Raw genomic sequence first — 26642 nt, forward strand, 5'->3', positions numbered from 1 at the left:
GGGGATTTCGTTACCTTGACCAAGCAGTAAAAATTATTCGGTATCCCCTTATCTCTCGCATGACTGATTTTAAATGGATTCTATTCCTATTTGCCTTCCTTATCACAGGCTCGTCTTATGGACAGAATCAAACCTACAAAGAACCCAAGTTTCATCAGGAATGGTCTAAGCCTAGTATTTATCCGGATCGAATCGTTTTAAATTTCGGACAGAACCCATCCTCAGAGGTCAATGTCACCTGGAGGACAAATTCTAAAGTAAAAAAAGCCTATGCTGAAATTGCTGTAGCCACCGCTGCTCCGGGATTCTGGAAAAATGGAAAAACGATTGTAGCCAAAACTGAACTTTTGGATGCAACTGCTATCGAAGATGCATCTGTAGTAGCGCACTATCACTCAGTGGAATTCAAAGAGTTATTGCCAAATACCATGTATGGGTATCGGGTAGGAGACGGAGAGCAATGGAGCGAGTGGTTTCAATTCCAGACTGCCTCAGAAAAGGCGGAAGATAAATTTTCCTTTCTCTACGTGGGAGATGCCCAGAATTATGTTTTGGAACTTTGGTCCAGATTGATCAGAGAAGGTTTTAGAAAGGCGCCCGAAGCGAGGTTTATTATTCATGCCGGAGACCTGATCAATCGGGCACATCGGGAACAGGAATGGCACGAATGGTTTACAGCAGGCGGTTTCATTCACAGTATGATCCCAGCCATGCCTACTCCCGGAAATCATGAGTACCGGGCTAAAGATCAAAAAGAAACTCTGGCTAAAGAACGAAGTCTGTCTGTCCAGTGGAGACCCCAGTTTACACTACCTCAAAATGGCCCTGAGGGATTAGAAGAGACTGTATACTACATGGATTATCAGGATGTCAGAGTGATTTCTCTGGATTCTAATCGAGATCAAGAAAGACAAGCAGCCTGGTTGGAAAGTGTATTGGCTTCTAATCCGAAAAAATGGACCATTTTGACTTACCACCACCCACTTTTCTCTGCTTCTAATGGTAGGGATAACTCAGAATTAAGGGCTCTTTGGAAACCCATTTTCGATAAATACAAGGTTGACTTGGCGTTACAAGGTCATGACCATGCGTATGCTAGAGGGAGAGTGGCGCCCGAAGGAAATGTCATGGATGGAGTAAATATTCAGGATCTTACTGGAACGGTCTATGTGGTCAGTGTCAGCGGTGGCAAAATGTACAACATGGGTGAGGATTGGACAGGTAAAGGGGCAATCAAAGATCGGGCTGCCGAAAATACCCAGCTTTTTCAAGTAATCACTGTGGAAGGAAATCGTCTAAAATTTGAATCCTTTACTGCCATTGGAGAGCTATATGATGCTTTTGGATTAGTAAAAGGAGAGAACGATCTCAATCAGTTTATCGAGCTCCGAGTCAATGCAGTTCCTGAAAAAAACAACTCAAACACGATTCCTTTTAAGGATTAAGGTTTATATAAAATAGAAAATAAGTTTTTTTGGAGGCCATCTTTTTCTTTTTCCGGCAAATAGGTATCAAAAAAATAGGTTCAGCATTTCTGCTGAACCTATTTTACTTACGGTCTTATTAACCTTAATCGAGTTTTACAGGCTCAATCATCACGCCAGCTCTTACTTTTGAGTCCAATGTACTTCCTACATCCACTCGCTCAAGCTGCTGATATCTAGCTCCGGAAGGTACTCCAGTGATCTGTTCAATTGCTTTTCGAAGCAGTAGCTCATTCACGTCTCCAAGTGGTTTTAGTCGCTCTGAAGACTCTTTTGCTTCAATGTTTGGCAGGAATCCATTGGTGTATTCCGATTGGTCTAAGCTATTGAAGCTTCTGGATACTATGGGTAGCATTCCATATTTATTGGCAGGGTTATCGTCATCTTCGAAAGGTACTGAGCCGACGTTTTTCCCTGTGGTTTTATCGCCTATGATAAAGACATCCATGTAAGGCTTGAGGCCATTGATGATTAATTCAGAAGCGGACGCTGTCCGAGTGGAAGTAAGTATATAGACTCTATTCCCTTTTAAAATTCTACCCAAATTCTCAGCCTTTTCTCTAAATGGAGTTTGAACATTTTTTAGGTTGTCAAACTGCATAAGGAAGCTGTTGTATTTGGTCTTCGAAAATATATCGGTGGTTTTTACCGAAGGGGCAATCAAGCTCGCGAGGTTTACTGCCGAAGATACAAATCCACCTCCGTTGTATCTGAAATCTAAGATCAAGTGTTGGATCCCCTTGGTTTTGAACTCGGCAAAAATCCCATCCATTTCTTGGTCATAGGCAGTGCTGTTATTGCCGGGTCCCGGAGCAAAGAAATGATAGATGACGTATCCTATTTTCTCACCATTTACAGTATATACCGAATCGAGGAAGTTTGGATTTTCGGACAATTCTACCGGTGTGAGAGAAATTTCAGGCTGCGCTACAAATCCGCCAGATGATTCATTAAACCTAAGCGTATTCAAGGTGTGCGGCTTGTCGATCAATCCCAGTACAGTTCGGTAATTTTCCAAAGTCATTTGGGTACCGTTGATCCGAGTGATGTAATCACCTCGCTTCATTCCTGCGGTAGCTGCAGGACTGTTTTTTTTGATGTAGGTGACTTCAGCGACGACATTATTATTAGATGAACTCTCCCGATAGAGGGTAAATTCATATCCAGCCTCAAGACTGATTCCGTTGAGGGATTTGATCAACTGCTGGTAATCAGGATAGATGACCGAAAATCGATCAGTAGGTCTATTTAGAAGAGATTCAAAATAATCCTTAGGCTCTGAAGTGTTTGCGATCGGTGTTTTCATTTCAGAAAGCCATAAGTACACTTCTTTCATGACATCATTGATCCATTTATTGATGGCAATATTTGGATTTGGCTCTTCTTTTACCGGTGGTTCAGTGTCCTCTTTTTCCTGACATCCCACGACTCCACCTGCTAGTAAAAAGAGGAGCATTAATCTGAACAGTGATTTAGTGATCATAAATAAAATGGTTGATATGTGCTAAACGGTCTGTGTAGAATACTTGTTTTTTTGACCCTCCAAAAATTCCGGATTCAATATGACGAACCAAAGGAAACATCGTGCAGTTGACTGTCCAGCAATTTTCCTTTTTCACATTTCAATACGCGATAAGGGAATTTACGAAGGAGCTCATGATTGTGTGTAGCCATCAAAATCGCTGTTCCTTGTTTGTTGATTTCTTGGAATAGTTTAAAAATACCATCTGCCACATCAGGGTCGAGATTTCCGGTAGGTTCATCTGCCAAAAGAATTGACGGATTATTTAGTAAAGCCCGGGCAATCACAATGCGCTGTTGTTCTCCACCCGAGAGTTGATGTGGCATTTTATTAAGGGCTTCCACTAGACCCACTTGAATAAGCACATCGCTGATGCGCTCTTTGATTTTGAGGGAATCTGTCCAGCCAGTAGCCTTGAGCACAAATGTGAGATTTTCACTGACAGATCGGTCGGTAAACAGTTGAAAATCCTGAAAAATGATTCCGATTTTCCTTCGTAGATAAGGGACTTCTTTGTTTTTGATTTTAGAAAGGTTGTATCCCACTACTTCTGCATGTCCGGATTTTAAAGGCAGATCAGCATAAAGTGTCTTGAGAAGTGAGCTTTTACCACTGCCGGTTCGGCCGATCAGAAATACAAACTCATGCTGTTCTACAGCAAAATTGACATCTGTGAGAACGGGATTTTCTCCCTGAAAAATGGTCGCCTGTGTCATAGACAACACGGGATGGGTACTGAAATCCATTGGTTTAGAGATCTAGTTTTTGAAGTTTTCCAAAAGGAAGGCTTTTGATGAGTTCCTCCAGCTTTTCTTCTTTGCCTTCCAATCCAAATTTTTCTACACTTTTCAGTGGACGGTCTGCCCTGAAGTAAGCCACGAGTACAAAATTTTCGTCCCGAATCTGAATGTAATCGGGGATTTTTGCTTTTCCTTTTACCTTGATGATGTACATAAGTTGGAATTGAAAAAGAGGCTGAATCTTTCCAGAACCAGCCTCTTGTGAGGTTTATTTGCCTGCTGCTTTAGCGTGGTCGGCAAGAAACTGTGCCAAACCTGAGTCGGTAAGCGGATGCTTCAGCAGTCCTGTGATGACTTTCAATGGACAAGTGGCTACGTCAGCCCCAAGCTCAGCACACTTGATCAGGTGCATGGTGTGTCGTACCGATGCAGCTAGAACCTCCGTGGTGTAGCCATAGTTTTGATAAATATGAACTATTTGAGCAATCAGGTCCAATCCGTCAAAGGAGATGTCGTCCAATCTTCCGATGAATGGAGATACGTAGGAGGCTCCGGCTTTTGCTGCCAAAAGCGCCTGACCTGAAGAGAAAATCAGAGTACAATTCGTCCGGATTCCTTCACTGTGGAAATATTTTATTGCTTTGACACCATCTCGGATCATCGGGATTTTTACCACGATTTTATCGTCGATTTTTGCAAGTTCTTTACCCTCTCGGATCATTCCTTCGTAGTCAGTGGCAATGACCTCGGCACTCACTTTATCATCTACGATATCGCAGATGGCTTTGTAATGAGCCTTGACATTGGCGTCACCGGTGATGCCCTCTTTGGCCATTAGGGAAGGATTGGTAGTCACACCATCCAATACGCCTAAATCATAAGCTTCGCGGATTTCATCCAAATTGGCGGTGTCAATAAAGAATTTCATATTAAAATAGGTTTTGGTTAAGAATCTCAATTTAAGCTCGCCCAGAAAAGGTGAATTCTAGGTAGCTGAACAAAGTTAGAAGATTAATCAGGAATAGGTAGCCGCCAAGGATTAGGATTTTGGAAAATGCGGACAAAAAAAGAGGCGACATCGCACCGCTACAACCGCCTACCCTTGCTTCCTTCCGGACCTGGGGGATTCAGCAGGAGCTGGTCGTGTCGCCGGTACAAAGGTAAGTCAAAATTCAGGCAAAGCAATGGGACTTTTTAATTTTGGTTTTATCGGTCAGGAAATCAAGTGTTAAATGTTTTAACTTCGGCATCTTCAAATCCTACAAGGAATAGATCACCCATGAAAAAATCCTTATATCTGCTGCTGGCAGCCACATCTTTATTGGCCTGCACCTCACAAAATAGCCATTACCAATTTCAAGTGGCTGACCTAGAACCCAACCTGATCACCTTGTCTTCGGATGAGTTTATGGGTCGAATGCCATTCACCGAGGGAGAAAAAATCACCACTTCTTTTTTGGAGCAAGAGTTTAAAAAGATGGGTTTGGAGCCAGGAAACGGTGATTCCTATTTTCAAGATGTACCCATGGTGTCCATCACCAGCAGCCCATCGGAAAAGATGGAATTTAAAGGTGCTAAGGGGAATCTCACTGCAGAAGGATTGAAAGATTTTGTGATCTGGACCCAGCGGACAGACAGCTTGGTGGCTGTCGAAAATGCGGAAGTAGTATTTGCCGGTTTTGGGATTGTGGCTCCTGAATACGGTTGGAATGATTACAAAAACCTGGATGTCAAAGGGAAAATCGTCGTGGTTATGGTCAATGATCCTGGATTTGGGACGGAGGATGCTTCACTTTTCAAAGGAAATACCATGACTTACTATGGTCGTTGGACCTATAAATATGAGGAAGCCGCAAGACAGGGTGCTTTGGGCTGCCTCATTGTTCACAATACCATTCCTGCTGGCTATGGTTTTAATGTGATTCAAAACAGCTGGAATGCATCCAAACTCTACTTGGATGATCGGGGAAAGGAGAAGTACAAATTGGGCTTCGAAGGCTGGATTACCTTACCTACTGCCAATAAACTTTTCGAACTCACCGGTATGAATGAGTCAGAATTATTGGCCAAAGCCAGAAAGGCTGATTTTGAACCTATTCCCATGGGAATCACGGCAAGTGCATCTATCCAAGTAAAAGCCGAATACAATGTCTCCCAAAATGTCGTAGCAAAAGTGACCGGAAAGTCTAAACCTGAGGAAGTAATCATTTACTCTGCCCATTGGGATCACTTGGGTATCGGCAAACCTGATGAAACAGGGGACACAATCTATAATGGCGCACTGGACAATGCTTCGGGAACTGCAGCGCTTTTAGCCCTAGCCAAAGCTTTCAAAACAGACGCTCAAACGGAGCGAACCGTGGTTTTTCTTGCAGTAACTGCAGAAGAGCAAGGGCTTTGGGGATCAGCGTATTATGCTCAAAACCCGATTTACCCCAAGGAAAAAACGGTAGCCAACATCAATATGGATGGCATCAACCCTTACGGGAAAATGAAAGATGTATCCATCATCGGGGTGGGTCAGTCCGAAATGGAAGATTTACTTAATGTAGAGTTGGAAAAATTGGGACGCTACAGTGCGCCCGAGCCTAATCCTGTCGCGGGCTATTATTTCCGCTCTGACCATTTCAACTTTGCCAAAATCGGGATTCCGGCATTGTATTTCGGTACCGGAATCGACCATGTAGAAAAGGGTAAAGAATACGGCAAACAGCTACAGGATGAATATACCGCGCAGTATTACCACAAGGCTTCTGACCAATACGATCCTTCTCGTTGGAATCTTGACGGAGCTGTTGACGATGTGCAGCTCCTCTATAATGTGGGAAAAAGCCTCTCAAACTCTGATAAATGGCCGGGCTGGAAAGAAGGCTCAGAGTTTAAAGCAGTGAGAGACGGGTACATGAAGAAGTGATCAATGACCAATTACCAATCCTCAAGTCTCTAAACAATTGATCATTGAAAATTGAATTTGCCCATTGATCATTTACCCCACCTTTATTCCCCACTTCCCCAACAATCCTGGAAGTCCCTCCAGATCAAATCTCGCGCCTTTGACTTTATTGATTTCAGGATCTAGGCGGTAATGAACTGCATCTCGGAAGTCGGCTTTTTCCAGATTAGTTCGGTCAAAAACGGCCCCGCTGAGATCTGAACCCTGAAAACTCACCTCTTGCAGTTCGGCTTGAGTGAAGTCGACTTCGAGTAGCCGGCTGTGGGTGAATTGGGATTTTTTCAGCTTCAGGTTGAAAAAATTGGAATAGTCCAGCTGACAGTGGTCAAACGTAAACTCCATCAAAAAGGCATTGGCGGTGTTAAAATGAACTCCAAGCACTTTGCAGCGCTCAAATCGGATATTCTGGAAACCAACTTTGAAAACCCTTGCATTGCTCAGGTCACAGTCACGGAAGGAACAATTTTCGAAGTTTGACCCATGAAAGTTCAGGTTAGAAAAATTGCAACCGATAAACGTGCATGATTCGTATTCTCCCGGCTCAAAATCGGAGGCGAGAAAGTTTTGGAAGGTTTGGTCGGAGTGGTTGGTCATAGTTAAATTATCAATAATCAATGATCAATGATCAATTCCATTAATTGAAAATTGAATTTGGTCATTGGTCATTGAAAATTTCACAACCCCGCCAAATCCCACTTCCGGATCGTCTCTTTGATCAATCCAGCGACTTTCGCATTGACTTTTTGAAAGTACTCTTTGGCTTGTTTTTCATCAAAGTTGGGATATCCTTGTCCTTCTTGGTAGAGTCCAATGGAAGAAGGAAAAGGTACTGCCGACCAAGTTCCTGTTTTGGGATAGGCAGTCGCTTGATCTGGGTTATAGCGGTCCTTGTGAACCAAGGTGGGGTCGATGGCCTGGATATAGGCCGTTTCATTTAATCCTGCATGTCCTCCGTCTTCCTTGAATACTTCCAGCGTCACATCGGAAGCATAAGACCACCAGTTGATGACCAAGGTCCGAACTCCAAGTTCATTGGCTATATCAGCTGCGACTTTTTGGAGTACTGCTGTCTGTCCACCACCGTGACCGTTGAGGATGATGATGTTTTTGAATTTGTTTTTTGCCAGGCCTTTCAAAATATCTCTGATAAAAGGGGCATAGGCTTCTTCCGAGATTTGAAATGCGCCGGGATAGGCAGCCATGCTCCCTGTGATTCCATAGTTTAGGGTAGGAGCGATCAGGGCATTGAGCTCATTGGCGATGGCTTTTGCCATGGCGAAAGGTGCCGTATTGTCTGCCCCATTGTTTACTACACCGTGGGGTTCTAGCGTACCGGTAGGAAGAATAACCGTGTTGATTTTCATGGGAACAAACTCGGCAAACTCCATCCAATTGATCCGATCCATCTCGCAGGTGGATGGGGATTGGGCAAAAAGGTTACTGGATAAAATGAAAAAGCCGAGTAGCGCAATAAATGATTTCATAGCAGGTGGTTTTGGATCCAAGTTAAAATAATCCTTTTTCAACAGGGCAGATTTTTTCGGGAAAACGAATTCAGCCAAGGCTATCCTTTCCAGCCTGATGAAAATATTTCCTTTTTTTTCAATTGCTCAAAATCCAATCCGATTGCCCACCTCGTAATTCCTCCCAAATCAAGCCAAGTGTTGATTTTTCCATGGAATCTAAACTGAGTATTAACCTAAACACAAGCCAAAAATGAATAATGAACTTTTCAAACCTCAGGGTTTGATTCAAAAGGCCGGCAGGAGGAAGTTTCTCAAAATGGGATCGCTCACTGTGGCAGGAGCCGGCCTACTGCTGATGGGGTGTAACGACGAGGACAATATGATGCCCTCTATGCCGGGAATGGTCAATTTGGGTTCAGGAGATGTCGGAATTCTGAATTATGCCTATGCCTTGGAGCAGCTGGAAGCAGCATTTTATGCGGAGGTAATGAAGGGAGGATATTTTGCCAATGCCAATGCGGAGGAAAAAACCATCATGGGTGATCTCGAAAAGCACGAGCGGGCGCACCGGGAGTTTTTCAAAGCGGCCCTAGGTACCAATGCTATCGGAAATTTGGAGGTAGATTTTAGCAGCATTGATTTCAACAACAGAACTTCGGTTTTGGCTGCTGCAAAGACCTTTGAAGACTTGGGGGTGGCAGCTTACAATGGTGCAGGTCAGTTTCTCACCAATGCAGACCTTTTGCTTATCGCAGGAAAAATCGTCTCCGTGGAGGCTCGTCATGCGGCGGCCATCCGTGACCTGATCAATCCCAACTCGGTGGATTTTGCCGGTGACGATCTGATCGATGCCAATGGGTTGGAGCGAACGCTCAATTTTCAGCAGGTGCTAACCGCTGCCAGTGCTTTTGTCAAAACTGAAATAGACTTCAGTCAACTTCCTCGCTAACCTTTTATCCTAAAATCAAGAACTCATGAATTTGATCAAGTTATTGGACAGACTCTGTCCTGATACCAAAGACGCAGATGCTAAAGACCGATTTTATTCCCGTAGGGATGCTTTCCGTCAGTTTGGGGATTTTGGGAAAAAAGTCGCCCTGGCGGCTGTCCCCCTTTCCGTTCTCAATTCCATTCCCCATATCGCCAAAGCCGATACAGCTTCCCTGATCAATGTCCTCAACTATGCGCTTACTTTGGAGCATTTGGAATACCGCTATTATCAGTTGGGACTGGATGCCGGCGTGGTGACGATGGCAGAGCGGCCAATTATTCAGAAAATACGAGACCACGAATTGGCTCACGTGCGATTTCTTACCGAAGTGATTGGCTCAGTGCTCAACGGGACACCCGTAGCTGAACCGGAATTTGATTTTACTGCAGGTGGCAACTTTAGGCCATTTCAGGATTATCCTACATTTCTCGCTTTGGCGCAAGCATTTGAGGATACGGGAGTGAGGGCTTACAAAGGACAGGCCGCCAATGTGATGGAAAGTGACGTGGTGTTGACGGCCGCTTTGTCCATTCATTCGGTGGAGGCTAGACATGCCTCCATGATCCGAAGACTCCGGTCCAAAAAAGGTCAGGATACCGTCAAAGGCTGGATTACAGGCAATTCGATCGGAACCCTTCCGGCTGCTGCAGCGGGGATTTATGCAGGTGAAGAAAACCTCACCCATGCAGGCGTAAATGTGTCTACGTTGACAGGAATCGATGCGGCTGGTGTATCAGAAGCATGGGACGAACCGCTCACCATGCAGGCAACACTTGGAATTGCAGGATTATTTTTGAAGAGCTCCAACTGACAGCTGGGTAGCAGTGGAGCTAGGCCATCCTCGAGAGGGGGTGGCTTTTTTTCTAGATGTTAGACACAAGACGAGAGACACAAGATATTAGACACAAGACAATAGACATAAGACAATACACATGTGATTTTTAGCCATGAAAAGAATATCGGTAGAGAGATTGGGGGAAATAGATTGAAGATAAAGAGATATAAAATTTAGGGATAGGATCAATGAGAATGGAAAATGGTCTTGGACTTTGTATTCAAGTGGGGGGAGCTTTTCCAGACTCAGATTGTGTTTTGAAAAATGGAAAGCCAGAAAGTGTTGGGTGAAATCATAAATCGGTACCGAACTAGGAGCAAATAAGGTTGGATTAAAAGAGAGACTTAGGGGTCCACTAGATGTCGTATCTCGTGATTCGTACATCTAAAATCCTAAATCATAGCACCACTTTATATAGCGTACATTGCCTCAACTGTGGATAGTCTTTGAGTTCGGAGTAATCAAACTCATAGCAGAAGTTCATACCGATTTTTTTCATTACCTGAACTGAGGCAAGGTTGGTTCCCGTAGCGTAAGAATACACCTCTTTGATTTTCAATTGTTGGGCAAAATCAAGGCAGGCTTTTGCGCCCTCAGAGGTCAAGCCTTGGTTCCACCATTTTTTTCCGATTCTCCAGCCGATATCCACGCAGGGAGTAAAGTCAGATTCGAAGGTCTTCCAGCCCAGCCCGATGGTGCCGATCAGTTCCTTGGTTTCCAATAGGTCCACAGCAAAATAGCAATGCCCTCGCTCCTCATACAAGCGCTGCATTCGATCCATCATGGCTTGTGTTTCTTCGCGGGTATAGGGTTTTTGGAAAAAATGCATCACCTCAGGATCCGCGTTGATTGCGGCAAAATCATCCAAATCAAAATTTTGCCAGGTTCGAAATCCCAATCTCTCAGTTGTAAACAAGTAGGAAGAACCCATACTAGGAGGCTTTTTCAAAAGTCAAATAAAGGGTGGTTCCTTTTTGATGCTCGCTTTCGATCACCAAAGTACCGCCGTTTGTCTCCATAAATTGCTTGACTAAAAATAAACCCAAGCCCGTTCCCTTCTCCTTGTTTGTGCCTTCTGTGGAGCTAACAATTGACTTCTTTTGTCTGATTTCATGAAGTTTCTCAGGTGTCATCCCGATGCCTTGGTCTTTGATGGTTAGATTGACTTGATTTCCCAGAACTGCAAGGTTTACGGTAATCTCACTGCCCACATGGGAGAATTTAATGGCGTTTTGGAGGCAATTTTGGAAAACGATCTGGAGTTGAGAAGGATCAGCAATGATTCTGAATATGGGTCCTTCTGTAGAGAATTTGATATGGATATTCTTCTTTTGAGCGATTACCTCATTTTGGTTGATGGTATCTTTGATCAGTTGGACTAGATCAATTGGTCGTTTCTCTGTCACAATCCCGCCCAATTGGGCATGGGACCATCTCAGTAGCTGTTCAATTTTTTGTTCAGTTTGCTTGACTTGTTTTAGTAATAATTTGTTGGATTCTTCTTTTTCCTGATCAGAAAGTAAATCCATTTCATGCAACTCGAGCATTTGTCGGATGGCATTCATTGGGGTTTTCAAGTCATGAGAGAGGATCGAAAAGAGTTTGTTCTTTTCCTCATTGAGTTGGTTGAGGGTGTCATTTTGTGCGATGATTTCCTTTTGCTTTTGCAAAAGCTGAAGGTTGAGTTCTTCTTTTTTATTCAGCCATCTTCTGTTCAATAAAATAATTACCACTAATAGGGCTAAAATGGCACTCAAACCGATAAGCGTGTAGTTGCTGATTTTGGCTTTTTGCTCTGCTATCAGATTTTTTTGCTCAAGAGTAGCCTTGTCTGCTTCCGCCATTTGGAGTTGGTGATAGCTGATTTCGGAGCTTTTATCATCGCTGTAGAGGGTGTCTGCATGGACTTTATTTAGTCTGGCGTATTGCAAGGCGTTTTTGTAATCTCCCAATTGCTCGTAGACCTTGGAAAGCAGACTGCTCGCTCGTTCCTGATCCCAATAGGCAGAGGCCAGTTTGGCATATTCATAGCCCCTTAGTCCGAGTTCCAGTGCTTTTTGGAGTTGGTTTTCTTCCAATGCGATGAGGCCCAGTCCGGTGGTGGCAAAAGCTTTTTCCCAGTTGGTAAGTTGAGGATATTCTTCCAAGACCATGTTAAAATGGGATTTAGCCTCGCTGAGGTTGCCAAGTTCAAGTAGGATTTGACCCTGCCGGTTGAGGATCATCATCCGTTGGGTAGATTCTTGGAAGTTGGTGGTAAAGTCATACCCCTTGGCCAATGCCTCCATTGCTTCCGAATACTTGTTTAACTCCGAAAGCGAAATCCCAAGATTCAGGTAATTAGCCCCGAGCGAAAGGCTGTCATTTCGTGCAAGATTGATTTTGATACATTGCTCAAAAAAAGAAGCCGCTTGGGCGTAGGCGTGCTGACTGAGGTAAATCAGCCCTCTTCCATTTAGGGCAAATGCTTTTTGATAGAGATCACTTTCTTTTTCAAGCAGTTCGAAAGCCTTAGAATATTCCTTGACTGAAGCAGAATAATCGCCCTTGATGTAATTGAGTGCGCCAAGTTGATTGGCAATCATTCCTACCTGGAGATTGGAGAGGTTTGGAATCGACTGAGCTCGCTGCATAGTTTGAAGAGCTCCTTCCAAATCTTTGTATCGAAGGTCCACGGCAACGAGTATCAAACTGTCAAACTCCGGATTGCCGGTAGGTTTGATATTTTGGGCGATTGCCTTGGTGCAAGAAAGGCAAATCAAGCCAAGAATAACTAGTGAAACTAATCTGGAAATCAAAGGCTAAAGGGTGTATCGCTTAAAGATAGGCGGATCCATATAAAAACAAAAATGCCAAGTGGTAGTCAGCCCATGTTTTTTGGAAGTAATGGAGTTTGAACGGGGGGGGGGGTGAAATTCCGATTGCTAAACGGTGTGATTTTCGTACAAATGAAATCTGGTATTTGAAGTAAAAAGGTTGCTTTTGATATGGAATCATCCTTTTTGAAAGTGTCTCTAGGGCAATTCTTTAGGAATCTAAAATTCTAACAGATGGGCATTTTTTTTTTCTCTGTTTGAAAAAGCTTAACCTGAACAGAAAAAGTATCCTTTTTTTCGGTTACGATTGTGCGATTGTTCCTTTTAGGTATTGACACTGACTTTCTTTCTACTGAGACTGCTTACTGACTGCTTTTTTCAACTTTCTCAAACCTCCATCCCATTAAACGGATTAAAACGTCTCCTTCCCACGCCCATGGCTACAGCGCGGCAGACGGTTTTGTCACCGTACTTCACGTTGAGCTTGTCGAGGGCTTGGTAGAGGTTGATTTGCTCTTGGCTGTCTTCGAAGAGCTTGATCTGATAATTGCCATAGACCAGATTACTGAAGCGCACGCCGATGAGACGGATAAGGAGTCGGCGGCTGTAGAGCTTTTTGAAAAGCTCCTTCACCACGGGCAAGAGCATATGGTCTGCCGAGGTGTAGGGGATGCGCTGCTGCATGGTATGCGTCTCAAAGTCCGAGTAGCGGATCTTCACGCTCACGCAGGCGGTGAGTTGGCCTTTTTGTCGGAGCTTGGAAGCAAGCTGCTCGCACATGGCGATCATCGTGGCTTCGAGTAGCTTGATGTCGATGGTGTCCTCTTCGAAGGTATTTTCGGAGGAGATCGACTTGGCCTCAGAGTAGGGGACCACCGGGGATCGGTCGATGCCATTGGCTTTTTCCCAGATCATCTTCCCGTTTTTGCCAAAGGTCGCTTCCAGGAGTTGGGAGGGCATCTGCTGCAGCGTATAGACTTTTTTGACCCCCATGTTGTAGAGCGTTTGGGAGGTTTTCTCGCCGATCATGGGGATTTTGCGCACAGAGAGTGGGGCGAGAAAGGGTTTTTCTTCCCCAAAAGGCACCTGCTTTTCATTGTTGGGCTTTGCTTCACCGGTGGCGACTTTGGAGACGGTTTTGTTTTCCGATAGGCCCATGGAGATATTCAGTCCACTCTCGCGGATGATGCGCTGCCGGAGTTCGTGGGCGAGCTTGAAGCAGCCGAAAAACCGATCCATCCCGGTGAGATCGATGTAAAATTCGTCGATGGAGGACTTCTCAAAGAGAGGGACGGACTCCTTGATAATCTCGGTGACTTCATGGGATTTTTGGCTGTATTTCTCAAAATCCCCCCGCACGATCACTGCCTCAGGGCAGAGTTGCCGCGCGGTCCGCATGGGCATGGCCGAGTGCACGCCAAACTTGCGCGCCTCGTAGCTGCTGGAGGCCACGACTCCCCGGTCACTCGACCCCCCGATCAGGATGGGTTTGCCATTCAGTCGGCTGTCAAAAAGCCGCTCCACCGACACAAAAAACGTGTCCAAATCCATATGCACAATACTTCGCTTCCCTTCCACGGCTTATTGTTAATTATTTTGACATTTTAATGTTTATAATTTAATCAAAAAGAGTAGATTTGGGTTAAGGAAGTGGCGTAAGTTGTCGGGGTTGGAGGAAATACGTGGAAATAGAGTAGAAATAAACCTCCCTATGGTCAGTGAAATAGGGCTCTTGAAATGCAATGGAAATACGCTTCGTGAAATACAGTTGAAATAATACCTCGCTTCGCTTGGTGAAATAAAATGGAAATACACTTTGCTGCACTTCGTGAAATAGGTTTAGCGAAATACTATGGAAATGGACTTTCTGAAATATAGTGGAAATAGGTCTCGCTACGCTAGATGAAACACAGGGGGTATCAAATTGATTATCAGGATTTTTCTAAATGTTTAAGTTATGGAACCCAATAGGAATTTTATCCCGCTTCCGGATTTGGAAGTCTATCGATTAGCGAGGAAGCTTTCAGCGATGGCTTGGGAAATTTATCAGCGACTGACTTATCAGCAGCGGAAAGTATGGGGAGATCAGATGCTTCAGGCAATAGATTCGGTAGGAGCGAATATTGCAGAAGGATACGCCAGGTATCACTATTTGGAAAAAAATCAGGTTCTATTACATATCCAGAGCTTCTTTGTCCGAAGGAGTAGAGCATTGGATTGATTTGGGTTTTGAACGGGGTCTTGTGTCTGACGTAGAATACGAATCATTCAATCGAATTAGGCCTGATATTCAAGTCAAATTAAATAACATGATCAAATCCACATACACAGTAAAGAATCAGCCTAAAAGTGATAATTAACCTCGTTTTCACCTTGCTTGTGAGGTTTATTTCAAGGCGTTTCTACTGTGTTTCTTCTTATAAATCAGTAAAAAACTATGTGTTGTCCCTCTATTTCGCTCCGCTTGCGGAGCTTATTTCCATCGTATTTCTACCTTATTTCAAATTCTTGATGACTTATGCATCTCCATTCCAACCTTAAGTTTTTGAGAAAAAAGAAAGGCTTGACTCAGCAGGAACTGGCTGATAGTTTGAAAATCACCCGTTCCAAACTAGCGGGTTATGAACTCAACATTACTCCACCTTTGGATACGTTGGTTCGGATCGCGGGGTACTTTAATGTCTCTTTGGATATTTTGGTTAAAGAAGACCTAACTACCTACTCGGAGTACAAACTCCGCGAACTGCTCGAGACAGATCAGTTTCTCCGAGGGCGAAGGCTACGGATTCTCTCTACCACGGTAGATGCTGAGGGACGTGAATTGATTGAGGTAGTGTCGCAAAAGGTCAAGGCGAGTTACTTGGCTGGATTTTCCGACCCGGAATTTATTTCCGAGTTGCCGCGATTTTCGCTGCCTTTTCTTCCCACAGACAAAAAACATCGGGTTTTCCAGGTGGATGGAGACTCCATGCTGCCGATTCCCGATGGGGCCTGGATCGTCTGCGAATACGTAGACGACTGGATGGCCATCAAAGACGGAGAGCGCTACGTGATCGTCACCGAGCAGGATGGGGTGACTTTCAAAATCGCTTACAACCGGATCAAAGTAGAGCAGAAGCTCTTACTTTGCTCCGCCAATCCAATTTACGTGCCCTTTGAAGTGTATATCGAGCAGGTGAGGGAAGTGTGGAAGTACCGTCTGGCGATAACGGGAAAATGACCAACGGGCAATTAACAATGTACAATGATCAATTACCAATGGATAATTATAAATGCGTTGGTCGGGGTAAACTTTGTCATTGAGTTTGGTAATTGATCATTGAGTTTGTTCATTGACCATTGAGTTTGATAATTGATCATTGAAATTGAATTATGCCCATCATCTCTTCTCCATTTGGTAATATCCTGCTCGAGTCCCGCGAAGGCTGTCTGAGCCGCTTGCAGTTTACCGAGGAGCAAACCGACGGTGAAATTCTCGATCAGGTGCTTTTAAGCGCGAAGGAGCAGCTAGAGGAGTATTTTACAGGGAAAAGAAAAAACTTCGATATGCCGATCGGCTTGGGCGGGACGGACTTTCAGCGCAAAGTCTGGATGGAAGTGGCCAAGATTCCTTTTGGGCAGACGACGACTTACATGAAGCTTTCGCAAAAGCTTGGAAATCCAGCAGCTATCCGAGCCGTGGGTGCAGCGATCGGTGCCAATCCAATTTTAGTCATTCTTCCCTGTCATCGTATTTTGGGAAGTGATGGTAGCTTGACTGGCTATGCGGGTGGATTGGACAGAAAAAAGGCCCTCCTGGAGTTGGAAGGCCATGCGTTTCAGGGAAGTTTGTTTTAGTGCTCAGTGGTCAGTGTTCAGTCGCATGTCTGTGAACACTGATCACTGCTTACTGAGACTGCTTACTTCTCCTCCAGCTCTACGATCACCTCGATCTCCACCGCCATGTTGTTTGGCAGGGAACCTACTCCGACGGCAGAGCGAGCATGTTTTCCTTTTTCTCCAAATACTTCCACCATCAGATCTGAAAATCCATTGATGACCGCAGGTTGGGCGGTAAACTCAGGGGTAGCATTGACCATGCCGAGTACTTTGACAAATTGCTTGATGCGGCTCAGATCGCCAGTGGCAGCTTTCAGCACAGCAATGATTTCTAACCCTGTGGCCCGGGCAGCTTCATAGCCTTGCTCCACGCTCAGATCAGCACCGACTTTGCCATAGATTTTTGGCCCACTGCCGGCCAGATAGAGGAGATTGCCCACTTGCTTCCATTTTACATAGTTGGCAATGGGCTGGCTCACCTCGGGTATGGTGAGCCCAAGTTGTTTGATTTTTTCCTCGGGGGTTTGGGCTTTTGCGGAGTGGGTGGCAAACGCAAAAATCATCAGGGAGAGCAGGAATATAACCTTTTTCATAAATCAGGGATAGAATTTACCGTTTCTAAGCTAATCCTTTCTTGCTACTTTTGGTAGGTTTTTCTCCTCATTCCTATGCAAGCTCTTGAGATTATTCCCTATTCATCCAGTCTTCAACCGCATTTTGAATCGATCAATAAGGCTTGGGTGACCAAGTATTTTTCCCTCGAGCCCTTTGACATCGATCAGCTTGAGCATCCGGAAGAGACTATTTTGGCTCAAGGAGGAGAAATTATTTTTGCTAAAGTAGGAGAGGATATCCTAGGTACGGTGGCATTAATTCCCAAAGAATCGGGAGATTGGGAAATGATTAAGATGGGGGTAAAGGAGTCAGCACAAGGCAAGGGAATCGGAATGGCCCTTGGCAAAAGACTATTGGAACTCGCAAAACAAAAGGGAGCAAGACGTGTAGTCCTGTATTCCAATACCAAGCTGGAAGCGGCCCTTAGAGTCTATGAGAAACTTGGATTTACACATTGCAACTTGGAGTGTGGAACGTATGGAAGATGTAATGTAAAAATGGAATTTGTTCTTTAAATACCTGATTTAGACTAACTTTTATCAGGTTTTGCACTGATTTTTCACAAATTAATTTCCAATAACTATGGGGAAATTTGGTCATACACCAAAATGATCTACCCCATGAAAACTATCGTCGTTCCTTTCGATTTTTCGGAATATTCGCTGGCTGCATTGCAGACAGCCCAAAGGATCAGTGTCAAGTCCGGAGCAAAAATTATCTGTGTCACCGTGGTGCCCTCTGAAGTTGATTGGGATTTATTACCTGTTGAAGGAAAGCAAAAATATCCCCAGCTCATCGAGCAAATTGAGGAAGCCAAAACTGTGATTCCCAATTACCTGAAGCAAATAGCTCCTGCAAAAGCTCCCATTGAAGTTTTAGTAAAAATAGGTGTTCCATCCGAACAGATTTTGCGTGTAATCGAAAAATTAAATGCCGACTTAGCTGTTTTGGGAGCCTACGGCAAAGGATTTTTAGACGGTAAATTCATCGGTTCCAATCTTCAAAAGGTGCTTCGTCTTTCTCCTTGTCCAGTGTTGGCTGTAAAAACGGCGATGGATGGAAATGCATTCCGAAAGATTGCCTTTGCCTCCATCTTTAATGAGTCCTCCAAAAAAGCATTTTCAAAAATCGTCCCATTTGCCAAGTTGTTTAAGGCATCTGTTCACTTGGTTTACATCAACACCCCGGAGAATTTTGTGAGCTCTACTGAATCCGAACACGAGATGTCCGGTTTTTCCAAGGGACACGAAGAATTGATTTTGCACACCCATGTATTTAATCATAAAAATGTAGAGCAGGGTATCATTGAGTTTTGCAAGTCTAAGGATATTGAATTGATGGCGGTAGTTTCCGGTGATCGCAAGGGAATGTCTTCCTATTTGATAGGTACTACTGATACGCTGATCTTCAAGTCTGATATGGGGATTCTCAGTGTCAAAGCTTCCTAAGTGAGCTTCTTTTTCGAAGCCACATCAATGAAAAGACCAAGCGAGAGATCTAGCTTGGTCTTTTGATTTTGTGCAATTTTTTGGTGATTACCAGAATCTGAATCGCTTTTCGTAAATCCTGTTTCGGAAGATCCAGTTGTCAAAAATATCCTCAGAAAGATAAATTTCCACTCCCAAACCTACCGTCATGTATCCGTCAAACCGGTGTGTGAGTCCGGAACCTCTACGTATCCTTCCTCCATTTCTCAAAATTCCATCCACATCAGGCTGACCATTATCCAAAACATACTTTGGATTTCGGATCGCTAGCCTTAGTCTGTCGGGATTTTGTCCCGATACATAATCCTGCACCAAATCCTGATAAAACTCGCTGACATTATACGCAGATATGTCATCCATGTAATCAGTGAGTGTCCATCGGTAATTTCCCTCAAACTTAAGGTCCATGTACACATTGAGCTTGTACTTGAATCCCAGTCCCATCGGGAATACCACGATGTATTTTTCATAAGGATTGTTTTCTAGCTGAAGAGGTCGCAGATCCACCCAATTTCCATCGAGTTGGGCTTGAGGATTATTGGTAGACATACCCACTCCAGCAAAAATGTAGGGATTCCACAAGTGACGGGTGATGTTGTTGACCTTTACGGGATGAAAATAATACTCGAAAATGCTTGATACCTCCCAATTCTTAGCTTGAAAATGCAGATTTCTGGGAGTCCGATAAGCTCGGGGATCAGAGGGTACATCTGTTCCTGACATTTTATAATAGGTCCCTTCCAGTCTTGTTTTGAGATGTGTGCCGAATATATAATTCACCGAAAAGTTAGCATGCCAGTCAGGTTGTACCCCTTCGTTATACCTCCAAAAGGAATATAATTCACCAAAGTATTGGGTAGGTCCAATGCTGGCTGAAATCGACCATGGCTCTTCAAATCGGTAGCGATAAAAACTTTGTGAGTGCGCTCCCAAAGAGATACTAAAGAATAAAACAATGAGTAACTTTTTCATTTTCACACTGGTCGAAGATATGCCAGTCTTATCCAACGCACAAAAATTAGCCTAATTTCCCAATTATTCAAATCCTTGAGTCTGAGTAATATCATTTCCATTGGAAGTGTAATGATCCGATTGAAGCCTTTGTTACAGTTTGTTTGATCATTTACCCGATTGAGATCCTTTCTTTACAATCTTGATCGGACTGATTCTCACGTTTGCCATAGGTGCATTTCCGGGTTATCCGTCTTAACATCTGGGTGAATTGATGTAATTTTGGCACATGAGTAAGCAAAGAGAAGAATTAGAACACCGACTCCGACTCCGCAACATCAAGCTGTCTGACTATGAGGATATCCGAGAGATCATGGTATCTATCTATAGAAATCAGGGCGGTGCCTGGACTAAGGCAGAACTTAAAAATCAGCTGAAAGTATTTCCGGAAGGCCAAATCTGTATCGAGGACAACGGAAAAGTAATTGCCGCTGCGCTGAGTATTATCGTGGATTATGCCAAGTTTGGAGATAATCACACCTATGATGAGATTACCGGCTATGGCAAATTTGACACTCATGATCCGGATGGTGATACCTTATATGGTACCGACATTTTCGTCCATGCCGACTACCGAGGGATGCGATTGGGTCGCCGACTCTATGATGCCCGAAAGGAGCTCTGTGAAAATCTTAATCTCCGCTCCATCATTGCAGGAGGCAGGATTCCCGGCTATTCCAAGTATGCAGATGAAATGACCCCCCGCAAGTACATTGACTTGGTTAAGAACCGTGAAATCTTCGATTCGGTGCTTTCTTTTCAGCTTGCTAATGAATTTCACGTTCGAAAAGTAATCACCAAATACCTCCCAGAGGACACTGACTCCCGAGCGTATGCAACCCTTCTGGAGTGGATCAATATCTACTACGAAAAGGACGAAAAACTCATCGGTAATAAGAAGTCGATTGTCCGTCTCGGACTCGTGCAATGGAAAATGCGTCGATTCTCCAATGTGGATGATCTGATGCAGCAGGTGGAGTTTTTCGTGGATACAGTCTCCGGTTATAAATCGGATTTTTGCCTGCTTCCAGAGTTTTTCAATGCACCCATGCTTGCCGAATTCAATGACATGGATGCTTCTGAAGCGATCCGAAATCTGGCTGATTATACCGATGAAATCGTCGGTCGAATGAGCGAATTGGCTGTATCCTACAACGTAAACATCATCGCCGGGTCAATGCCTGAATATGATGGTAAAAAACTTCGAAATGTCAGTTACCTCTGTCGCCGTGATGGCACTCAGGATAAACAATACAAACTCCACATCACCCCAGACGAAGCGGCCTATTGGGGTTTGCAGGGAGGCAATGGCATCAATGTATTTGATACCGACGCCGGACGCATTGGGATTTTGATCTGTTACGATGTGGAATTCCCCGAGTTGGGCAGAATTCTGGCGGAGCAGGAGATGGACATCCTCTTTGTGCCTTTCTGGACGGATACCAAAAATGCCTTTCTCCGAGTAAACACCTGTGCTAAGGCTCGGGCGATAGAAAATGAATGCTATGTAGCCATTACCGGTTCGGTGGGTAACCTTCCCAAAGTGGAAAACATGGATATTCAATATTCCCAAGCGGCTATTTTCTCTCCTTCGGACTTCTCATTCCCTCACGATGCTACCGTAGCAGTAGCTTCGGAAAATGCTGAGACGACCATCGTAGCCGATGTGGACCTGGATTTACTTACCAAGCAGCGTAAAGCAGGCAGTGTGCGAAACCTCGAACAGCGCCGACTTGACCTATATTCTATTCAATGGAAACAGAAAAAATAATTCAGGATTACCTGAGTCATGTACCCCAAGAGGTATTTGAAAAAGCAAAAGGGATCAAAGTCCTGATTACCGATGTTGATGGTGTGCTGACCGATGGAGGAATCATTTACGACGACCTCGGTACTGAGTATAAAAAGTATAATGTGAAAGATGGTCTGATTGTGCAGCATCTGAAAAAAGCCGGATTCTTGGTGGGTGCCATTACCGGTAGAGCTTCGCAAGTAGTCGAAAATCGATGCGAAGAGCTTCGGTTTGACTTTCATTACCATGGGGTCAAAGACAAGTGGAAAAAGCTGACTGAGGCTTTGGAGACGATGGAACTTACTGCTGAGGAAGTGGCCTACATCGGAGATGATCTGATCGATTTGCCCGTTTTGACCAAAGTGGGCCTGTCTGTAGCACCGGCCGATGCCTTGCCTTATGTCAAGTCACAGGTTCATTACACTTCTCCCTTTACCGGTGGAAAAGGGGTTTTCCGGGAGTTTGCAGATATACTTTTGCATGCCAAAGGGCAGCTGATTCCATTAATTGAAACTTTATCCCACAAGGAATAATGATACGAAATACCAGTCCCATGAAGATCCGAGAGGGTGTCGTTTTGGGAAGTGACAAACCGGTTCTATTTGCTGGCCCCTGTGCAGTGGAGAGCTTTGATATCTGTCTGGAAATCGGGACCAAGGTAAAAGAATGGGCCACTGCGCATGGATTTTCCTATGTGTTCAAAGCTTCTTTTGATAAAGCCAACCGCACCTCCTCCGGATCATTCCGCAGTATTGGCATGGACAAATCGCTGGAAGTTCTGCAGCGGGTTGGTCAGGCATTGGATGTTCCTTTGGTTACCGATATTCACGAAAGTTATCAAGCCGCTGAGGTTGCAGAGGTAGTGGATGTGCTCCAGATTCCTGCGTTTCTTTGCCGTCAGACAGACCTGTTGTTAGCAGCAGGCAATACCGGAAAGGCGGTAAAAATTAAGCGTGGTCAATTCATGGCTCCCGAAGACATGCAATATGCGGTCAAGAAAGTACGGTCGACTGGAAATGAAAATGTCTGTCTGACAGAGAGAGGATTTTCTTTAGGTTACCACAATCTTGTGGTGGATATGCGTGGCCTTCCGATTATGCGGCAGTTTGCTCCGGTGGTGTTTGACATCACGCACTCCGTACAGCAGCCTGGAGGGCAGGGCGGAAGCTCTGGTGGTCAGCGCGAATTTGCTCCGATCTTAGCAAGAGCGGCTGCGGCCACAGGGATTGACGGGTTTTTTATCGAGACCCATCCCGAACCTGCCAAGGCGCTCAGTGACGGACCCAACCTTATCCCTTTGCACCGAATGGCAGACTTCTTGGAAATGCTCAAAGAAGCATGGGAATTAGGTAGGAAATACCAAGAATTTAAGGTAGAATAGTAGAATATGATCAGATTCGGAGATGTCTTCTTTACTGTTTGTTTAGTTTTAATAGCTCCATTCAGTTTTGCTCAAGGGCTCTCTGATCAGATCCGAATTAACCTCGAAAAAGCCACCCAAGAAAAACCTCATGTCTTGGGTGGTGTTTTTTTGAAAAATGTAGGCGAGGTCTATCAATTTTATGCTCAAAGAGGCTTCGAACCAGTCTGGAGTCGGGAATTTGTCCTCACCGAGCGTGCCTATGAAATGCGGTACGAAATCCGCCAATCCCAATTTGACGGGCTCAAGCCGGAGGATTACCATTTGGGAGTTTTGGAAGCTTCTTTTGCGCAAGCTGAGCAAAAAAAGAAAGATGGCGGAGTGCTTAGTATCCTAGAGCTCACTCAACTCGAAATAGTCTTGACAGATGCGTTTTTTGAATTGGCAGATGATTTGGCCATTGGAAAAGTAAATCCTTCCTCTCTCAAAGCATCATGGAATATTCCTCGAAGGAGCAGAAGTATAGATCCAAGTACGCTATTGATTGAATCTCTTGCGCAGGAGGATCTTCGCGCCGGACTTGCTAAGCTCTATCCTAAGACTTTGCTTTATGCCGAAGGAAAACAATTGATGAGGGAGTTGGACGAAAAGCAAAAAAAGGAGCCTGTCAACTGGAAATCAATCAAAACTGATCGGGCATTCAAAGTTGGAGATTTCAATCCGGTGATCAGTCAAGTCCGGGAAAGGTTGGCTTATTGGGGCTTTGTCCCGAGTAGGGTTTTGGAAGATCCCAAAAAATACGATTCACTTCTCTTGGATCGTGTATTGGATTTTCAGAAGTCAAAAGGGATGACTGCTGATGGGGTTTTGGGTACTCTGACATTAGAAGCACTCAATGATTCACCTTCTGAATTGGTCGATAAGATTGCCCTGAATCTTGAGAGACTGCGATGGATTCCAGATGAATTTTTCGAAGGGGAAGCCATTTTTGTCAATATTCCGAGTTTTCAGTTGATCTATCGATCAGGTGCGGATACGTTATTTTCCACCAAAGTGATCGTCGGTACCGTCAAGCATCAGTCACCCGTGTTTACCGCGCCGATGAGTTATTTGGTGATGAGTCCCTATTGGAATATTCCTCCTTCGATCGCCAGAAATGAAACCATACCTGCCATCAAAAGAAACCCAAGTTACCTGGAAAGTAATCGAATGGAGGTGGTGAATAGTGCAGGAAATTCGGTCCCTCCATCTGCTGTCAACTGGAATGCCCGGCCTTTTCCCTATTTGATCCGACAAAAACCCGGAGAGGACAATGCTTTGGGTCTAGTCAAGTTTATGTTCCCCAATCCTAATAATGTGTATCTGCATGATACTCCTGCTAAGCAACTTTTTGATCGGGAAATTAGGACATTCAGTCACGGGTGCATCCGAATGCAAAATCCAAAGACCTTTGCTGACTTATTGTTAAAAAACAAGCCTGGATGGACTTCAGATAGGATTTGGGAAGCGATGAATCAGTCCAAAGAGCAAATCGTCCAGTTGGATAAAAAAATTCCTGTAGTGATTACCTATTTAACATTGACCATGGATGCCAAGGGCAACCCACAATTTAGGCAGGACGTGTACCAAAGAGATGCTGAGGTCCTATCGCTCTTGAAGCGGTAATAATCATGGCTGTAAAAGAGGGATTTGCGAAAGGTAAGTCTGGTCTGGTGCATAGATAAAAAGTAAGGAACCTTCCTTCATTAGGTCAATGACCTCTCTGGAAAGTTCAGTCGGAACGGCAGGGCATCCTAGACTTCTCCCCAATCTTCCTGACATTTTGGCGACTTCTTCCCGCGCATAGTCTGCTCCATGAATGACGATTGCTCTGTTTCTAGCTTGGTCATTTATCCCTTTTTCCAGTCCATCCAGACGGAGAGAATACCCATGTTTACCTTGATAGGTCTCCCCGGTTTTGTAAAATCCAAGGCTACTTTGATTGGATTCGGGAATATTGGAAAATTTTTCAGCCATCAGCATCCCTGAATTTCTGCCATGGGATACTACCGTGCGTAGCAGGATGTCCTGTTTGGCGACATCAATGATCCAAAGCCGCTTTTCGGTGGAGGGAAGTGAGAAATCAATCACGCTCAAAATTGGCTTTTTGAGCTCATTTTCAAGTTTTTCATACCCTTGTAAGGCAAGATCCAAAGCTGCATGAGAAGGAAGATCAGCATGTTTTTCTGACAGATTATCGATTAAGATTTCTGATTGTGCCTTTGAACCTGAGGTGTTAGTGGCGATTGACTCTTTGTCTGATAAACCTAGATTTGAGATCAACCAAATCAACGGAATTAGAAATCCTTGTGATACAGTCATAGTTGGGTTGAGGTAGGTTAGGTGATCGCCTAGTAAAGCTATGTCCCAGATTGTCAAAAACTTTGCCAGGCTAACTTTTGTCAGGTGCCAAAACGGAACCAAATGCCTACTTCAAATAGTTCTTGTCGTGATCTGTAAATGAGCTGTTTTTGGGCAGAGGTTTAATTCTGGTTACTTTTGCAATCTTGCCTTAAATTAAACGACTGACTTGCAGAACATTGAACTTTTTGTTTAAAAGAATTTTGAATCTGTTAAACAAAAAAATCCTTTACCCTGTTCTTATCCTCAATGAAAGTATCCGTATTTAGAAAAGAGCATTTCAATGCAGCTCATCGCTTAGCTAACCCAAGCTGGTCAGCAGAAAAAAACGAGGCTGTATTTGGAAAGTGTAACAATCCCAACTATCACGGCCACAACTATGAGTTGATTGTGAAATTGAAAGGGGAAATCGACCCTGATACAGGGTACGTTTATGATATGAAGGTACTGAGCGACCTGATTAAAGTGTATGTTTTGAATAAGTTTGACCACAAAAATTTAAACTTGGATACCGATGAATTTAAAGATCTTAATCCCTCAGCGGAGAATATTGCAGTGGTTATTTGGAATATTCTGAGAGAAAAAATTGATCGTAAATTTGAGTTAACCATTCAGCTCTATGAAACAGAAAGAAACTTTGTTGAATACGATGGCAATTAATATTGCACGCGCGTCATTCGAAGAAATCGGGGAGGAGCATGTTGGCACCTCTCTTCAAACTCCACTCCGTGAGGATGCATTCAAAATGGATGACGAACTCAAAGTAGAGCTGATTGAAAAGCACTTTAGAGAAATCATGCACATTCTTGGGCTTGATTTGACTGACGACAGCCTAAAAGGCACGCCGCACCGAGTGGCTAAAATGTATGTTAAGGAGGTTTTTGCGGGGTTAAATCCTAAAAATAAACCTGCCGCGAAGCTGTTTGAAAACAAATACAAATACAATGAAATGCTTGTGGAAAAGGATATTACTTTCCATTCCCACTGCGAGCACCACTTTGTTCCGATCTATGGCAAAGCACATGTCGCCTACATCTCTAATGGCAATGTGATAGGACTTTCCAAAATCAATCGGATCGTTCAATACTTTTCTAAGAGACCGCAAGTACAGGAAAGATTGACCATGCAGATCGGTAATGAACTCAAGGAAGTTCTCGGCACAGATGATGTAGCGGTGATTATGGATGCTTACCACATGTGCGTAAGCTCCAGAGGAGTCAATGACACCAACAGTTCTACGGTGACCTCATTTTTCTCGGGAAAATTTGAAAAAGACGAACAAAGCCGCAATGAATTTCTTAAGTACATCAGTCTTAAGAAGTAATAGAGTAACCGCTTGCTAAACCAACAT

General features: G+C 44.1%; 27 protein-coding genes and 1 other RNA gene. 15 read left to right on the forward strand and 13 right to left on the reverse strand.

Features of this window, described 5'->3' with window-relative positions; all coding sequences use genetic code 11:
• Positions 1–59: 59 nt before the first annotated feature.
• Positions 60–1445 carry a purple acid phosphatase family protein gene (locus ACFPIK_RS13595; protein WP_377916179.1) on the forward strand — a complete coding sequence of 462 codons (1386 nt, stop codon included), beginning with the start codon at positions 60–62 and terminating at the stop codon, positions 1443–1445.
• 124 nt (positions 1446–1569) lie between these two features.
• Here ACFPIK_RS13595 and ACFPIK_RS13600 read toward each other — a convergent pair whose 3' ends face one another.
• The 5 genes from ACFPIK_RS13600 to ffs form a co-directional block, all read right to left on the reverse strand.
• Entirely contained in the window at positions 1570–2967 is a 1398-nt protein-coding gene (locus tag ACFPIK_RS13600; RefSeq protein WP_377916181.1) for a S41 family peptidase, read from the reverse strand.
• Between the two features lie 74 nt (positions 2968–3041).
• Positions 3042–3752 carry a cell division ATP-binding protein FtsE gene (locus tag ACFPIK_RS13605; RefSeq protein ID WP_377916183.1) on the reverse strand — a complete coding sequence of 237 codons (711 nt, stop codon included), beginning with the start codon at positions 3750–3752 and terminating at the stop codon, positions 3042–3044.
• A 4-nt stretch (positions 3753–3756) separates the two neighbouring features.
• Positions 3757–3960, reverse strand: coding sequence for a fructose-6-phosphate aldolase (locus ACFPIK_RS13610; protein WP_377916185.1), 204 nt, complete (start codon positions 3958–3960; stop codon positions 3757–3759).
• 54 nt (positions 3961–4014) lie between these two features.
• On the reverse strand, positions 4015–4674 hold the full coding sequence (gene fsa / locus ACFPIK_RS13615; RefSeq protein ID WP_377916187.1) for a fructose-6-phosphate aldolase: 660 nt from the start codon (positions 4672–4674) through the stop codon (positions 4015–4017).
• Positions 4675–4811: 137 nt separating this feature from the next.
• Positions 4812–4900, reverse strand: an RNA gene (gene ffs / locus ACFPIK_RS13620) — signal recognition particle sRNA small type.
• A 125-nt stretch (positions 4901–5025) separates the two neighbouring features.
• Between ffs and ACFPIK_RS13625 the strand changes: the two genes are divergently transcribed.
• Positions 5026–6660 carry a M28 family metallopeptidase gene (locus tag ACFPIK_RS13625; RefSeq protein ID WP_377916189.1) on the forward strand — a complete coding sequence of 545 codons (1635 nt, stop codon included), beginning with the start codon at positions 5026–5028 and terminating at the stop codon, positions 6658–6660.
• A 72-nt stretch (positions 6661–6732) separates the two neighbouring features.
• On the opposite strand, the gene ACFPIK_RS13630 is transcribed toward ACFPIK_RS13625, so the two are convergent.
• The gene (locus tag ACFPIK_RS13630) at positions 6733–7293 is read right to left on the reverse strand and encodes a pentapeptide repeat-containing protein (RefSeq protein WP_377916191.1); all 561 of its coding nucleotides are present in this window, start codon (positions 7291–7293) and stop codon (positions 6733–6735) included.
• 80 nt (positions 7294–7373) lie between these two features.
• The gene (locus tag ACFPIK_RS13635; RefSeq protein WP_377916193.1) at positions 7374–8183 is read right to left on the reverse strand and encodes a creatininase family protein; all 810 of its coding nucleotides are present in this window, start codon (positions 8181–8183) and stop codon (positions 7374–7376) included.
• Between the two features lie 232 nt (positions 8184–8415).
• On the opposite strand from ACFPIK_RS13635, the gene ACFPIK_RS13640 reads away from it, so the two are divergent.
• Positions 8416–9114: a ferritin-like domain-containing protein gene (locus tag ACFPIK_RS13640; protein WP_377916195.1), complete on the forward strand. Its 699-nt coding sequence runs from the start codon at positions 8416–8418 to the stop codon at positions 9112–9114.
• A gap of 25 nt (positions 9115–9139) precedes the next feature.
• Positions 9140–9967 carry a ferritin-like domain-containing protein gene (locus ACFPIK_RS13645; protein WP_377916197.1) on the forward strand — a complete coding sequence of 276 codons (828 nt, stop codon included), beginning with the start codon at positions 9140–9142 and terminating at the stop codon, positions 9965–9967.
• 421 nt (positions 9968–10388) lie between these two features.
• On the opposite strand, the gene ACFPIK_RS13650 is transcribed toward ACFPIK_RS13645, so the two are convergent.
• The 3 genes from ACFPIK_RS13650 to dinB all read right to left on the reverse strand — a co-directional run bounded on the left by ACFPIK_RS13650 (position 10389) and on the right by dinB (position 14385).
• Positions 10389–10922: a GNAT family N-acetyltransferase gene (locus ACFPIK_RS13650; RefSeq protein WP_377916199.1), complete on the reverse strand. Its 534-nt coding sequence runs from the start codon at positions 10920–10922 to the stop codon at positions 10389–10391.
• Between the two features lies 1 nt (position 10923).
• Positions 10924–12789: a tetratricopeptide repeat-containing sensor histidine kinase gene (locus tag ACFPIK_RS13655; protein WP_377916201.1), complete on the reverse strand. Its 1866-nt coding sequence runs from the start codon at positions 12787–12789 to the stop codon at positions 10924–10926.
• Between the two features lie 405 nt (positions 12790–13194).
• A complete protein-coding gene (dinB, locus tag ACFPIK_RS13660) occupies positions 13195–14385 on the reverse strand; it encodes a DNA polymerase IV (RefSeq protein WP_377916203.1) in 1191 nt (396 codons plus the stop codon).
• 379 nt (positions 14386–14764) lie between these two features.
• Here dinB and ACFPIK_RS13665 point away from each other — a divergent pair, with 379 nt between their 5' ends.
• The 3 genes from ACFPIK_RS13665 (at position 14765) to ACFPIK_RS13675 (ending at position 16644) form a co-directional block, all read left to right on the forward strand.
• Positions 14765–15028 carry a four helix bundle protein gene (locus tag ACFPIK_RS13665; RefSeq protein WP_377916205.1) on the forward strand — a complete coding sequence of 88 codons (264 nt, stop codon included), beginning with the start codon at positions 14765–14767 and terminating at the stop codon, positions 15026–15028.
• 297 nt (positions 15029–15325) lie between these two features.
• The gene (locus tag ACFPIK_RS13670; protein WP_377916207.1) at positions 15326–16027 is read left to right on the forward strand and encodes an XRE family transcriptional regulator; all 702 of its coding nucleotides are present in this window, start codon (positions 15326–15328) and stop codon (positions 16025–16027) included.
• 152 nt (positions 16028–16179) lie between these two features.
• Positions 16180–16644: a methylated-DNA--[protein]-cysteine S-methyltransferase gene (locus tag ACFPIK_RS13675; protein ID WP_377916209.1), complete on the forward strand. Its 465-nt coding sequence runs from the start codon at positions 16180–16182 to the stop codon at positions 16642–16644.
• A 62-nt stretch (positions 16645–16706) separates the two neighbouring features.
• Here the strand turns inward: ACFPIK_RS13675 and ACFPIK_RS13680 are convergent, their stop codons facing one another.
• Positions 16707–17219: a RidA family protein gene (locus tag ACFPIK_RS13680; protein ID WP_377916211.1), complete on the reverse strand. Its 513-nt coding sequence runs from the start codon at positions 17217–17219 to the stop codon at positions 16707–16709.
• A 75-nt stretch (positions 17220–17294) separates the two neighbouring features.
• On the opposite strand from ACFPIK_RS13680, the gene ACFPIK_RS13685 reads away from it, so the two are divergent.
• Together ACFPIK_RS13685 and ACFPIK_RS13690 are read left to right on the forward strand one after the other, a co-directional pair.
• A complete protein-coding gene (locus ACFPIK_RS13685) occupies positions 17295–17756 on the forward strand; it encodes a GNAT family N-acetyltransferase (RefSeq protein WP_377916213.1) in 462 nt (153 codons plus the stop codon).
• Between the two features lie 105 nt (positions 17757–17861).
• Positions 17862–18689 carry a universal stress protein gene (locus tag ACFPIK_RS13690; protein ID WP_377916216.1) on the forward strand — a complete coding sequence of 276 codons (828 nt, stop codon included), beginning with the start codon at positions 17862–17864 and terminating at the stop codon, positions 18687–18689.
• An 87-nt stretch (positions 18690–18776) separates the two neighbouring features.
• Here the strand turns inward: ACFPIK_RS13690 and ACFPIK_RS13695 are convergent, their stop codons facing one another.
• Entirely contained in the window at positions 18777–19700 is a 924-nt protein-coding gene (locus ACFPIK_RS13695; RefSeq protein WP_377916218.1) for a DUF6089 family protein, read from the reverse strand.
• 268 nt (positions 19701–19968) lie between these two features.
• Between ACFPIK_RS13695 and ACFPIK_RS13700 the strand changes: the two genes are divergently transcribed.
• The 4 genes from ACFPIK_RS13700 to ACFPIK_RS13715 are packed head-to-tail and all read left to right on the forward strand — an operon-like array spanning position 19969 to position 24556.
• Positions 19969–21510: a GNAT family N-acetyltransferase gene (locus tag ACFPIK_RS13700; protein ID WP_377916219.1), complete on the forward strand. Its 1542-nt coding sequence runs from the start codon at positions 19969–19971 to the stop codon at positions 21508–21510.
• A complete protein-coding gene (locus tag ACFPIK_RS13705; protein WP_377916221.1) occupies positions 21492–22064 on the forward strand; it encodes a KdsC family phosphatase in 573 nt (190 codons plus the stop codon). Before ACFPIK_RS13700 ends, ACFPIK_RS13705 begins: the two co-directional genes overlap by 19 nt.
• The gene (kdsA, locus tag ACFPIK_RS13710) at positions 22064–22912 is read left to right on the forward strand and encodes a 3-deoxy-8-phosphooctulonate synthase (protein ID WP_377916223.1); all 849 of its coding nucleotides are present in this window, start codon (positions 22064–22066) and stop codon (positions 22910–22912) included. Before ACFPIK_RS13705 ends, kdsA begins: the two co-directional genes overlap by 1 nt.
• 6 nt (positions 22913–22918) lie before the next feature.
• Complete coding sequence (locus ACFPIK_RS13715) at positions 22919–24556, forward strand: L,D-transpeptidase family protein (protein WP_377916225.1); 1638 nt, start codon at positions 22919–22921, stop codon at positions 24554–24556.
• A 3-nt stretch (positions 24557–24559) separates the two neighbouring features.
• Here ACFPIK_RS13715 and ACFPIK_RS13720 read toward each other — a convergent pair whose 3' ends face one another.
• Positions 24560–25252: a murein L,D-transpeptidase catalytic domain family protein gene (locus ACFPIK_RS13720; RefSeq protein WP_377916227.1), complete on the reverse strand. Its 693-nt coding sequence runs from the start codon at positions 25250–25252 to the stop codon at positions 24560–24562.
• Between the two features lie 288 nt (positions 25253–25540).
• Here ACFPIK_RS13720 and ACFPIK_RS13725 point away from each other — a divergent pair, with 288 nt between their 5' ends.
• Together ACFPIK_RS13725 and folE are read left to right on the forward strand one after the other, a co-directional pair.
• Complete coding sequence (locus tag ACFPIK_RS13725) at positions 25541–25951, forward strand: 6-pyruvoyl trahydropterin synthase family protein (protein ID WP_377916229.1); 411 nt, start codon at positions 25541–25543, stop codon at positions 25949–25951.
• Positions 25911–26615: a GTP cyclohydrolase I FolE gene (folE, locus tag ACFPIK_RS13730; protein ID WP_377916231.1), complete on the forward strand. Its 705-nt coding sequence runs from the start codon at positions 25911–25913 to the stop codon at positions 26613–26615. The genes ACFPIK_RS13725 and folE overlap by 41 nt, the downstream gene beginning before the upstream one ends.
• Positions 26616–26642: the final 27 nt, after the last annotated feature.

The organism is Algoriphagus aquatilis (genome assembly GCF_042657405.1).
Taxonomy (GTDB): domain Bacteria; phylum Bacteroidota; class Bacteroidia; order Cytophagales; family Cyclobacteriaceae; genus Algoriphagus; species Algoriphagus aquatilis.